Origin of the sequence: Burkholderia sp. Bp9142, assembly GCF_003853415.1 — a bacterium.
Taxonomy (GTDB): domain Bacteria; phylum Pseudomonadota; class Gammaproteobacteria; order Burkholderiales; family Burkholderiaceae; genus Burkholderia.
Map to the genome: position 1 here is coordinate 247,114 of NZ_QTPP01000001.1, position 12,020 is coordinate 259,133.

Sequence of the window (12,020 nt, forward strand, 5' to 3'; positions counted from 1 at the left end):
CTCAGTAGCGCCCGCTGTCGGGAAGCGAAGAAATCAACCGGCAGCCGCACTCGCAAGGATCATCGTGCTGTGCGACTTCGCGATCGTCGTCGAACGCACCCGACGTTGCTGTTGCGATCCGGTTATTGCCATGCCTGGGACACGTCACGGGATCGTGAACGCGCGCAATGGGACGGTTCATGAAAGAACAGGTAGCCGAGCCGGCCGTTACGTTACCGCCGCCCGTATGACGATCTCCTACCCGAATGATGCCTGCCATATCTATCCTCGAATTTACCAAGTTCCGCTGCTGCCAAGCGACGTGGTCGACTGGCTCGGCGATCGGGCAGGCCCGGTTGGCCGAGCGCCAGGCGACATCGCTTCGGTCGCTTGCCTGACACGCTCCCCGTGTTTTTCATCACGTTCGCGCTTCTTTTCCTCGTTGACGTAGTCGCTGCTTCCGAACGTGTCCGTCGCACGCGTCTGGAAGTACAGCGTCGACGACAGCATGTGGTCATGCCAACTCGTCAGCATCGTGTCGTGGACCAGCAGATCGAACAGCGCCATGACCTTCGGGGGCAACGGGTTCTTGCCGCTCAGGCCCATCTTCCATGCCTGAATCAACGACTCCTGCTCGGGCGTGAGCATCTCGGCCTCGAATACCCCTATGCTGAACTCCGGATCCGCGTCCCAAGGCAACGTCCCGTCTTTCTCGCGTTCACGCATGACATCGATTGATTTCTGCACACCGGTTTGCCTGGACTGTCGCTTCGACAGCGCTTCGAATTCGCTCTCGATGCGCTCCCAAACACCGACTGACGGGCGCGCTTTCTCGATACCCGTGTCTCGGCCGGAAAGCATCTCGGGCAGGATGGCGTCCTGCCAGCGTGCATAGGCCTTGCCAAGCGTCCCGCTATCGACCGGCGGGCGTTGGTTACGTAGCGCCACATAAGCCGCTTCGGCTTCGTTCCGTTCCTTCAGCATTTCCCGGTGCCGGGCAGCGAGCTGGTCGAAGCGACTCGTCACCGTCGCGCGGAATGCGGGCGATTGATAGCGAACCGCCATCCAGCGCAGGAAAACCTGCATGTGCTCGACGAAATTCAGACGCGCGACGTGGGGGACTATCTGTCGGTAAGCGTCGATCAGTTCGCCGATTCTGTAGGCCGTCTTGCCATCCGATATCGGTTGTGCAAGTGTGAATCTCTGAAGCAATTCCGGCTTCCATTTCGCCATGTCCTCCATCGTGTCGAGCACGACGCCATGCGAAATAGCCTCGTTCAGCATGTCGCGCAGGACAACACGCTGCAGCTCCGCACGTGCTCCGAGCATTCCAGGCGGCGCTCCGCCGGTGATATCTTCGCTCGTTCCCGGATAGAGATATTGCAGGCCTCGGGTTTTCTCCAGACTATCGAGTCGCTGATAAAAACGCAGCTCGTGAGCAGCCGCGAAATGCACGCACCGTTGAACCGATGCCGGGACCGAGAGTTCGCGGTCGCCATAGTTCTGCTTGAGCAGGCCCAGTATCGGGACCATGCCGAGCAACGTGTTTTCCTCCATCAGCGAAGAGACAGCATCGAGCAGCCCGAGGAACTTGATCTCGACGGGAATCACGGTGTAATTGGGATCCTTCGGATGGACAAAGGCCAGCGTCGTGTCGGTCGGATGCTTGTACTTCCGTGTCAACTCGTTCGCCAGCGCTCGAGCGAGGACGCAGCCACGATCCGCGCCGAAGATGGATACCTGAATGCGCTGAATCTTCGGCATCTTCTGCCTGACATCATCAATCGCGTTTTCAAACTGGTTCAATGCAGCCGTCAATCGATCCTCGACGCCAGTTCCGAATGCGCGCGCGACCGCACGGTTGTCTCTGAACCACGGAATGGAATCGATCCCGACGCTGAGAAACACCGACTTGGCGGTGCTCCAGCCAATCGATAGAAAATTCTTCTTCGTATCGTAGAGAATCGCTCGGGTAGCGGCTCGACCACGACGAATCCAGCGATTCTCGCGGTAGAGACTCAATACTCGACCGACATTGCGCGGTGCGTTGGCAACCGATTCGGCCAGATCGTTGAACGTCTTCGCGATCGGTCGATACGAAAATTCCTTGATCCCTTTCTTGAACGCATCGGTGAGAGCACCCTTGGGGTCGATCGGGAGTCGATCTACTCCGGTCGCTTTTTTTCCGACGCTTGCCGCCGATGTTTTTGCGGCTTTGACGCTTTCTCCTGCAAGCTTCCAAACTACCGATTCAGCCAAACCATCTCGGACATCGCTGTTCAGTTCCGTGCCGAGGCCGGAGAAGTAAAATCGATACCAAAATTGGTTCGGTACACTTGGACGACGTCGATCGGTAATATTTCGATGCGCCTCCCACAGACGGCACACATTCGAGTAGCGTGACGAACTCTTATCATCAAAGTCACGATGGCGGCCAAATCCATCAAAGAAAAACCCCATGTGGACCACGGCTCCACAAGGAATACAGGCGTCGTGGGGATAGGCCCTACGACTCTCTCCAATCGCGGCCCGGACTTCGACCGGCGTTTGATCATCAGGATCAAGGTATGCATTTTCAGCCACGATCACCTCCAGTCGGAACAGAAGTAAATCGATTACCTTTGATCTCCTTTAGTACGGATTCGGGAAGCTTATTCATCGCATCACTAAACGCCCCTGGCTTTCCCTTCGTCTCCTTCAAGATCTGCTGTACGGCCGGATGCTCGTCGAACTTCGGATTAACAAGCTGCGTGTAGTACACGTACTGCTCCAGATCGGACGAGTCAGTCAATCGATACTTCAGCCAACCCTGTGAAGCCACCTTCGCGGTCCGTCTAAACGCCACGGCCATGTCGGCATCGTCCGGATTCGCCGCCTTGCCGTACTTCGTTTGCAACCAGTGATCCACTTCCGTGTAGTCGATCCTCGTTCCGCTCATGTCGTGCCGGATTTCGAACTCGATGTGATCGTCCGGATAGAAGTGCACCGCCAGCACCACGTTCCCCGCTCCCCCCGTGACTTTTGTCGGCGGAAACCTGACCTCCGTCTTCTTGTGGATCTTCTTGATCGGTGCGTACAGATCCTTGATGGCCTCGTCAGCGTCGTAGACTTCCCAATCGACCGTGAACTCCGTTCCCTTCAACTTGTAACAACAACTCAGGCTACCCGCACCTGCGCTCGGCGGCAGGTCCCCCCCGCCACTCGCCCTGTTGCCAAACTTGTCTCGGATCGTGAACTCGCTGAGGTTGAACGGTGTGTAGTTCAAACCCATGATGCTGACGCCGCGGTACGTCGGCTCCGACGAGAACGCATCACATCCGGCCAGCACTAGCGTGACCGCCAGCAAGACGACGAACCGTTTAAACATTTTGGGAACTCCTCCAACGCAAGAACACAATCCAATACAACGCTCTACTAAGCACGCAATTCATCCCCGACTGCCAGGAGAACCGTCATCGATCCAATGCGGATGCCACTCGGCTGCGTTTAATCAAAGCGACTTCCCCTGATCTCTCGAACAACAGCGCCAGGCAGGCTTTCCATCGCCTCACCGAAAGCACCAGGCTTTCCCTTCGTCTCCTTCAAGATCTTCTGCACGATGGGGTGCTCGTCGAACTTCGGATTAACAAGCTGCGTGTAGTACACGTACTGCTCCAAATCGGACGAGTCAGTCAACCGATACTTCAGCCAACCCTGTGAAGCCACCTTTGCAGTCCGTCTAAACGCCACGGCCATGTCGGCATCGTCCGGATTCGCCGCCTTGCCGTACTTCGTTTGAAACCAGTGATCCACTTTGGTGTAGGCGATCCTCGTCCCGCTCATGTCGTGGCGGATTTCGAATTCGACGTGATCATCCGGATAAAAGTGCACCGCCAGCACCGCGTCTCCCGCTCCACCCGTGACTTTTGTCGGCGGAAACTTGACCTCCGTCTTCTTGTGAATCTTCTTGATCGGCGCGTACGGATTCTTCATGAACTCATCCTGGTCATACAGTTCCCAGTCGACCGTGAACTCCGTTCCCTTCAGCTTGTAGCAACAACTCAGCCGGCCCGCACCTGCGCTCGGCGGCAAGTCCCCCCCGCCACTCGCTCTGTTGCCAAACTTGTCGCGGATCGTGAACCCACTCAGGTTGAACGGCGTGTAGTTGTGACCCATGAGGCTGACACCGCGGTACGTCGGCTCCGACGAGAACGCATCACATCCGGCCAGCACCAGCGTGACCGCCAGCAAGACAACGAACCGTTTAAACATTTTGGGAACTCCTCCAACGCAAGAACACAATCCAATACAACGCTCTACTAAGCACGCAATTCATCCCCGACTGCCGGGAGAACCGCCATCGATCCAGTGCGTATGCTACTCGGCTGCGTCTAATCAAAGCGGTTTCCCTTGATCTCTCGAACAACGGCGGCAGGCAGCGCCAGCATCGCGGCACCGAATGCACCCGGCCTTCCCTTCGTCTCCTTCAAGATCTCCTGTACGGCCGGATACTCGTCGAACCTCGGATTAACAAGCTGCATGTAGTACACGTACTGCTCAAGATCCCTCGAGTCAGTCAATCGATACTTCAGCCAACCCTGTGAAGCCACCTTCGCGGTCCGTCTAAACGCCACGGCCATGTCGGCATCGTCCGGATTCGCCGCCTTGCCGTACTTCGTTTGCAACCAGTGATCCACTTCCGTGTAGTCGATCCTCGTTCCGCTCATGTCGTGCCGGATTTCGAACTCGACGTGATCGTCCGGATAGAAGTGCACCGCCAGCACCGCGTCTCCCGCTCCCCCCTTGACTTTCGTCGGCGGAAACTTGACCTCCGTCTTCTTGTGAATCTTCTTGATCGGCGCGTATAGGTCCTTGATGGCCTCGTCAGCGTCGTAGACTTCCCAATCGACCGTGAACTCCGTTCCCTTCAGCTTGTAGCAACAACTCAGCCGGCCCGCACCTGCACTCGGCGGCAAGTCCCCCCCGCCACTCGCTCTGTTGCCAAACTTGTCGCGGATCGTGAACCCACTCAGATTGAACGGCGTGTAGTTGTGTCCCATGAGGCTGACGCCGCGGTACGTCGGCTCCGACGAGAACGCATCACATCCGGCCAGCACCAGCGTGACCGCCAGCAAGACAACGAACCGTTTAAACATTTTGGGAACTCCTCCACTGCAAGAGCACAATCCAATACAACGCTCTACTAAGCATGCAATTCATCCCCGACTGCCGGGAGAACCGCCATCGATCCAGTGCGTATGCTACTCGGCTGCGTCTAATCAACGCGACTTCCCTTGATCTCTCGAACAACGGCGGTAGGCAGGCTTTCCATCGCCTTACCGAATGCACCCGGCCTTCCCTTCGTCTCCTTCAAGATCTGCTGTACGGCCGGATGCTCGTCGAACTTCGGATTCACAAGCTGCGTGTAATACACGTACTGCTCCAGATCAGACGAGTCAGTCAATCGATACTTCAGCCACCCCTGTGAAGCCACCTTCGCAGTCCGTCTAAACGCCACCGCCATGTCGGCATCGTCCGGATTTGCCGCCTTGCCGTACTTCGTTTGAAACCAGTGATCCACTTCCGTGTAGTCGATCCTCGTCCCGCTCATGTCGTGCCGGATTTCGAACTCGACGTGATCGTCCGGATAGAAGTGCACCGCCAGCACCGCGTCTCCCGCTCCCCCCTTGACTTTTGTCGGCGGAAACCTGACCTCCGTCTTCTTGTGAATCTTCTTGATCGGCGCGTACGGATTCTTCATGAACTCGTCCTGGTCATACAGTTCCCAATCGACCGTGAACTCCGTTCCCTTCAACTTGTAGCAACAACTCAGGCTACCCGCACCTGCGCTCGGCGGCAGGTCACCGCCGCCACTCGCTCTGTTGCCAAACTTGTCGCGGATCGTGAACTCGCTGAGGTTGAACGGCGTGTAGTTGAGACCCATGATGCTGACGCCGCGGTACGTCGGCTCGGACGAAAACGCATCGCAACCGCTCAGTATCACCACTACAACCATCGCCAAACATAGCCGCCTAATCATGAGCAGACACACCTGATTCCTCGACACATGGCACCAGACGAGACGCCTCCCGCAACACCTCTGCATCGATCTGACTCAACGCCTCGCGATAGGTCTGCTCCCTGTTCATCGCGCGGGCCAACCGATCCTGAATCACCGGGTGCTCGTCAAATCGAGGCGACACGACTACCCCCTTCGAAACGTAGTTCAACAGATCGTCATCGTCGGTAATGCGGTATCGATCAGCGCGTTCCAGCTGTTCGGACACGTTCCGGTAAAGCGCCGTGTCCGTGAAATCGTCGAGCATTGCCCCATACATCGCGCGCAACTGCATCGCGACCTTATCGGCGCGGCCAAGCCGCAGCAATGCCATGTGTTGCTCGACCGTCATCGCGGGTTCTTCGTCGACAATTCGATCAGACGCGCCAGCATCATTGCCCCAGACGACCTCGTTCAATTCGCGATCGCGATACCAGATCTCGGCGCATGGCGAGAGAAACGCTTGGGCCTGCACCTCGTTCCAGACCCTCCGCAAACGGCCAAGAATCCGGTTGTCATAGAAATGCAGGAAGAACGCGCGCTTATCTGGCGTCGAGTAGCGGCAGTACGACCGAAAGTGTTCCGCGAGAAGCCCTGTCGGAAGCGGCGACCAGATCCATGTCAGCATGTATGTCCCGTCGGCGTCACGCCAAAGCCGGCGGACGAGCCGGCTCTGCAGATCGCGCGCATCGTCGAACGCGAAGCGATCGATCGCGATCAGATACGGAGCAATATCCGTGTACGTCTCCAGGACAGTCCCGTGCCACAGCGACAGCCACTCCAACCCCGGCACCTGAACCAGGAGCTTGTCGAGTTCCGGATTGGCACGCGTATCTGCCAGTACGTACAAGTACGTCGAGGCGTCGCCGGCATCGTATGCATCGAATTGCGATAGCAGACGATTGCGCCAAACGGCCCATGTCGCGTCAACATCGCCAGTTGACTCACTACGGCTGGATTGCGACATCAGGCAACCTCCGTCATTGCTTCGACACCGCGCTGCGCATCCAGCAGACATTCCCTGCACGGACCGATCGGCATGGCCGGTCGGGGGACCGACAGCGTATTCGGGCCGGTCCAGCGGAAATTGCCGCATTTGAGCGTGATATCGCCGGGACATCCAAGCTCGATGTTGCCGCCATCGATCTTCAGGTAAGCACCTCCGCTCGTCAGCGTCAGTGCGCCGCCCGAAGTCGCGAGAATCGAGCCGTCGACGCTCGTGAAGTGCATATCCTTCGAAGCCGCCAGCGCCATCGCACCCGTGCGCGCCTGAATCACGACATCCTGCTTCCCAGCTGTGACTCGCACGCCTTGCGCCTGCGCGAAAAGCGATACCTGTCTCCCTGCGGCAACGGTGAAGTTCTTCATGGTCCCGACGTCGAAGTTTCCACCGGCAGTCGCGATCAGATTCCGGTCCGCATTGACCTGAAAATGATCGCCTGACGTAAGCCCGATACCCGATGGCGCGCTCATGAGAATGGCCCCACGCTTCAAGCCATCGAGCGCCTCCGCATAAAGCGCCTTCTGCTCCTGCAGCTCGGCCACAGTTGCCTCCGCGGCGCGAACGGCGTCGGCAAGCGACTCCATGCGCTCGATGGCCCGCTGCAGCTGTGCCTGCGCATCTCTCATATCGAGCTGATGGCCCGACGCTCCCGCCTGCGCCTCGGTAGTCAGCAACATGCCCTTCGGACCGCGCACCGCGAGATGTCCGCTGGTACGCAGCTCGGCGCCTTTGCCTCGCTCATTGCGCGCATCGTCGACCATGTGCCCGAGATTGAGCTCGCTGGTCTGGTACGGCGTGGTCAGATGGACATGCTCGATACCCTCCTTGTCCTCCATCCGCAGTTCGTTCCGGGCTGCGGTGCGAACGATATTGCGAGTGTGGTTCAGGTTATTGACCAGATCCGGATGCAGGCTGTCGTGCATCGCCCCGATGATCACCGGCCGGTTCGGATCGCCGTCCGTATGGACGATCGCCACCTCCGCCCCATCGATCAGCGGGAAGTGATGTCCGTAGTCGTCCCCGCTGTACGGCTTCGCAAACCGCACGGGCCGGCTCGTGCCGCCGGGACTCCACTCGTCGAGATCGAACGGCAGCTTGATCACGTACCAGCCCTGCTCGGTCAGATACGCGTACTTGTAGTCCCCCGGCGACGTAATCCGCGCCGGCAAGATTCCGTCGACAACCGGCCGCGACACCGACGCCACCGGCGTCCGCCACACCCGATCCGACGGAATCCCCTCGAACGTGACCCAGTACGATTCGCTGCGCCCGCCACGCGATTCGACCGATGTCACGAAAACCCCATGCTTCGCATCGACCGGCTTCGGATCGATCCGCATCACCTCGCCGGCTTCAAGCCAGAACGGGTTGCCCGTTCCCTTGAACGTGATCTGCCCGGCCAGATAAGCCTCATGCCTCAACCGGGCAATGCGATTGCCTTCCTCGGGCGTCTCGTAATGCTCGCCCCAGTGATAATCGACGGCATTGGTCGTCTTGTCGTCACGCGCGGTGTTTTCCTCGACCAGCAGCGACACCCCGGCCTGTCGATGGTTGTAGTCATGCAGCCTCACCGCTTCCGGCACGCGCTGCGTTTCACGTCCGAGCGTCTTGATCGCGTCCGCACCGACACTATCGAGCCCCGAATCGCTGCGATGCGGGACGACACGCTGCTTGCGCGCATAGGCATCGAGATCGTCGCCGAACACCACCACCGCGCGATCCTTCTTCTGTTCCCACCGGAACCAGATTCCCCCCTCGGCGCACAGGCGCTGAATGAACGCGAACGTGGTCTCGCGATACTGGGTCACGTATTCGCGCCGCTTGTATTCCCCGCGCAACTGAAACTGAAAATCGACGCCAGCGCGGTACCCGTAATGCCGCAACGTATCGGTCACGATCTCCTCGACCGACTGCTTCTGAAACAACCGACTGGTGACCCCGCGATCGAGATCGGCCAGCGTCGGCTCGAGCACGACCCGATACCGCGTTTCATCCGCGGACGTCTCGATCTCGTCAAACCGCGTGATGACCCCGTGAACCGTATACGCAGGCGGCTTCTTGCTGAACTGCCCGGCGCTCTCGCCGAACATCTTTCGCAGATACGCCATGTCCGGATCGACCGGATCCACGACGAACTTCGCCGGTCGTCCCAACACCTGATCCATCGGTATTCCCGCGACCGGGCTCGTGAACTCGATCTCGTACCGGTAAAGCTGGCTGATTCGATCCAGCCCGGTAAACGTCAGGATCGAGAACGGCGCCGGTTGCGGCGCGAGCTTCAATTCATAAGCCTGCGAAGGCAGAATCATCGACATGGAATTTCCCGGTTGCTCGACTGCACGGCACGCCGGGGTGCCCCCGTACACCCCGGCGCCCCCTGCGACTCACGTCGAATCAGCTCTTGGCCTTCGGCATCTGGGACACGAGCGACAGCCCGATATCCATCCCTTCCACCTGGAAGTGCGGCACGATGAACAGCTTGATCCGGAAGAAACCGGGGTTGTCCTCGATATCCTCGACCGTCACCTTCGCGTCGCGCAACGGATGCGATGCCTGCAGTTCGTCGCCCGGATCCTTCATCTCGGTCACGAGACCCTTGATCCAGCCGTTCAGTTCGAGTTCGAGCAGACGGCGGTCCTTGGTCGTGCCGATGTTCTCGCGCTGAATCAGCTTCAGGTAATGCGCGATGCGCGACAGCAGGAAGATGTACGGCAGCCGCGCGTTGATGCGGCTGTTCGCGGTCGCTTCCTTGGTCTCGTACAGCGCGGGCTTCTGTGCCGAGCTCGCGGAGAAGAAGCAGGCGAAGTCGTGGTTCTTGTAGAACGACAGCGGGATGAAGCCGAGATTCGCGAACTCGAATTCGCGCGTCTCGGGAATCAGCACTTCGGTCGGGATCTTCGGCTGATAGCCGGTGCCGAGGTCGTACAGGTGGACCGGCAGGTCCTCGACCTTGCCGCCCGCCTGCGGCCCGCGAATCTGCACGCACCAGCCGTTGCTGACGAAACTGCGCACCATGTTCGCCGCGAACGCGAACGACGCGTTCACCCACAGATACTTGTTGTGGTCGGGGCCCTTGACGGCTTCCTCGTAGTTGAAGGCCCGCACCGGCGCCGTGTCCTTGCCGTACGGCAGGCGACCGAGCACGCGCGGCATCGTCAGGCCGACGTAACGCGCGTCGTCGGTATCGCGGAAGCTCTTCCACTTGATGTACTCGGCACGATCGAAGTAGTTGCCGATGTCCTGGATCGCAGCGACGTCCTCCATCGACTGCTTGCCGAAGAACGCCGGCCCGACCGAGCCGATGAACGGCATATGTGCGGCGGCGGCCACCTTCGAGATATTGCGCAGCAGCGCAACATCCATCGGCGAATTCGCGAATTCGAAGTCGCTGATCATCGCGCTGATCGGCTGGCCGCCGGGCGTGTCGTATTCCTCGATGTAGGTCAGCCGATACAGGCCGCTCTGGATCAGCTCGGGCGTATCCTCGAAGTCGCGCTGCAGCGAATCCTTCGACACGTCGAGCACCTCGATCCGCGCGTTCTTGCGGAAATCGGTACGGCTCACCAGCATCTTCAGGCCGCGCCAGCGTGCTTCGAGCGCCTGGAATTCCGGCGCATGCATCACCGCGTCGAGCTGGCGGCCGATCTGACGATCGATCTGGCCGATATGGAAATCGAGCAACGATTTGTCCAGCCGGTCAACCGGCTGGCTCGCGTTCGCGACGAGTTCGAGGAACGCGCCCATTCCGCGCGCGATCCGTTCATCGGCGGAAGCTTCGGACAGCATGTCGTTGTCGCGGAATGCCTCGAGCGGGCGCGCCTCGCTGACCGGCTTCAGGTTGATCTTGCTGCACAGCGACGCGTAAACGCTGTCGATATCGCCGCGCGGGGCGTCCAGCACGACGGTCTCGGTCGCACCGGTCTGCTGCATTTCAGTGGGTTTCATCTCAGGTCCTGTCTGCGATCGAATCGCTACGATGTTGCGGAATGCGCTGAATGCGCGCTTTGCCCAGCGTCGCTCACGCATGCCCTTCCGGCTGCGTCGCGGCGGTCGCGATTTGCGCGAGCTCGCCGCGCAGCTTCGCGGACAGGCGATCGTCCTTCAGCACCTTCTCGAATTCGCGACGGAACGTGCCGTTGTCGAGCAGGTTCGATTTCAGGTCGCGCAGCAGATTGCGCATCGCGAGGAGCGCCTGAAGCTCGGGGATCTGACGCGCCACCTGCTCGGGCTCGAAATCCTTGATCGAGCGAAACGAAAGATTGACGGGAAGCTCGCCGCCATCGCCGGCCAGCGTGTTGTCCGCGACGATCTTCAGGTCCGGCGCGTAGTCGGCCAGCACGGCGTCGAAGTTGTTCTTGTCGATGTTCACCTTCTTCCGTTCGGCCAGCGGCGCCTGTTCGCGCCCCGCGCCGAAATCGCCTGCCACCAGCAGCTTCAAGGGCAGCTCGACCTTCTTCTGCGCTCCGCCCGTATGCAGGTCGAGCGTGATCGACACCCGGCTCTTCGGGATCTCTCGCTGAAAGCTATCCAATTCGTTCTCCTTATTGCAGGAAGCTTGAAGACTCCGCGATGCACACCCGCAACCACGGGTGTGGGCCGATCACGTCACCTTTGCAGAACTCCGTAATACATCGCGACGGACGGCCGATTCGGATATTCGCGGCACGATACCCGATTCAGGCGGCAAAAAATATCATGCACCCAAGTGCAAAGTAAACATCCCAAACAAGAAATCGCCCAATAACCACATTGCATTTTTTGAATGGGACAAGTCCGAGTCACAAACCTCGACCCACAAGACGGACTTGAAATTCACCTCAACGCAGCATCACGCAATCTCAAATTCCCATATAAATCCACCAAACAATTGATTTAAATGAATTTTTCACACACCCTCCCAAACCATAAAATCTCAATAAAACCACCCTCCAAAACACCAACCAGTCACGCCCAATAAAATCTCAAAATTACCATCCACCATATCTCGATTTAATCGAAACA

General features: G+C 58.8%; 10 protein-coding genes. All 10 read right to left on the minus strand.

Annotation, left to right across the window (positions count from 1 at the left end; all coding sequences use genetic code 11):
• Position 1 precedes the first annotated feature (1 nt).
• On the minus strand, positions 2 to 259 hold the full coding sequence (locus DIE22_RS01140; RefSeq protein WP_124495760.1) for a PAAR domain-containing protein: 258 nt from the start codon (positions 257 to 259) through the stop codon (positions 2 to 4).
• Positions 260 to 273: 14 nt separating this feature from the next.
• Entirely contained in the window at positions 274 to 2,562 is a 2,289-nt protein-coding gene (locus DIE22_RS01145) for a DUF2235 domain-containing protein (RefSeq protein ID WP_124495762.1), read from the minus strand.
• Positions 2,555 to 3,346, minus strand: coding sequence for a DUF3304 domain-containing protein (locus DIE22_RS01150; protein ID WP_124604135.1), 792 nt, complete (start codon positions 3,344 to 3,346; stop codon positions 2,555 to 2,557). Before DIE22_RS01150 ends, DIE22_RS01145 begins: the two co-directional genes overlap by 8 nt.
• Before the next feature lie 119 nt (positions 3,347 to 3,465).
• On the minus strand, positions 3,466 to 4,230 hold the full coding sequence (locus DIE22_RS01155) for a DUF3304 domain-containing protein (RefSeq protein WP_124495766.1): 765 nt from the start codon (positions 4,228 to 4,230) through the stop codon (positions 3,466 to 3,468).
• 119 nt (positions 4,231 to 4,349) lie between these two features.
• Positions 4,350 to 5,114 carry a DUF3304 domain-containing protein gene (locus tag DIE22_RS01160; RefSeq protein ID WP_124495768.1) on the minus strand — a complete coding sequence of 255 codons (765 nt, stop codon included), beginning with the start codon at positions 5,112 to 5,114 and terminating at the stop codon, positions 4,350 to 4,352.
• Between the two features lie 119 nt (positions 5,115 to 5,233).
• Positions 5,234 to 5,974: a DUF3304 domain-containing protein gene (locus DIE22_RS01165; RefSeq protein ID WP_124495957.1), complete on the minus strand. Its 741-nt coding sequence runs from the start codon at positions 5,972 to 5,974 to the stop codon at positions 5,234 to 5,236.
• 16 nt (positions 5,975 to 5,990) lie between these two features.
• The gene (locus DIE22_RS01170; RefSeq protein ID WP_124604137.1) at positions 5,991 to 6,983 is read right to left on the minus strand and encodes a DUF4123 domain-containing protein; all 993 of its coding nucleotides are present in this window, start codon (positions 6,981 to 6,983) and stop codon (positions 5,991 to 5,993) included.
• On the minus strand, positions 6,983 to 9,334 hold the full coding sequence (locus tag DIE22_RS01175; RefSeq protein ID WP_124495772.1) for a type VI secretion system Vgr family protein: 2,352 nt from the start codon (positions 9,332 to 9,334) through the stop codon (positions 6,983 to 6,985). The genes DIE22_RS01170 and DIE22_RS01175 overlap by 1 nt, the downstream gene beginning before the upstream one ends.
• 79 nt (positions 9,335 to 9,413) lie before the next feature.
• A complete protein-coding gene (gene tssC / locus DIE22_RS01180; RefSeq protein WP_124495774.1) occupies positions 9,414 to 10,964 on the minus strand; it encodes a type VI secretion system contractile sheath large subunit in 1,551 nt (516 codons plus the stop codon).
• A 73-nt stretch (positions 10,965 to 11,037) separates the two neighbouring features.
• The gene (gene tssB / locus DIE22_RS01185; protein WP_124495776.1) at positions 11,038 to 11,550 is read right to left on the minus strand and encodes a type VI secretion system contractile sheath small subunit; all 513 of its coding nucleotides are present in this window, start codon (positions 11,548 to 11,550) and stop codon (positions 11,038 to 11,040) included.
• Positions 11,551 to 12,020 lie beyond the last annotated feature (470 nt).

Excerpts from the sequence above, each read along its gene's own strand:
- DIE22_RS01155 (WP_124495766.1), bottom strand. The coding sequence starts at position 4,230 with ATGTTTAAACGGTTCGTTGTCTTGCTGGCGGTCACGCTGGTGCTGGCC.
- DIE22_RS01165 (WP_124495957.1), bottom strand. The coding sequence starts at position 5,974 with ATGGTTGTAGTGGTGATACTGAGCGGTTGCGATGCGTTTTCGTCCGAG.
- DIE22_RS01150 (WP_124604135.1), bottom strand. The coding sequence starts at position 3,346 with ATGTTTAAACGGTTCGTCGTCTTGCTGGCGGTCACGCTAGTGCTGGCC.
- DIE22_RS01160 (WP_124495768.1), bottom strand. The coding sequence starts at position 5,114 with ATGTTTAAACGGTTCGTTGTCTTGCTGGCGGTCACGCTGGTGCTGGCC.
- DIE22_RS01175 (WP_124495772.1), bottom strand. The coding sequence starts at position 9,334 with ATGTCGATGATTCTGCCTTCGCAGGCTTATGAATTGAAGCTCGCGCCG.
- tssC (WP_124495774.1), bottom strand. The coding sequence starts at position 10,964 with ATGAAACCCACTGAAATGCAGCAGACCGGTGCGACCGAGACCGTCGTG.
- DIE22_RS01170 (WP_124604137.1), bottom strand. The coding sequence starts at position 6,983 with ATGTCGCAATCCAGCCGTAGTGAGTCAACTGGCGATGTTGACGCGACA.
- DIE22_RS01140 (WP_124495760.1), bottom strand. The coding sequence starts at position 259 with ATGGCAGGCATCATTCGGGTAGGAGATCGTCATACGGGCGGCGGTAAC.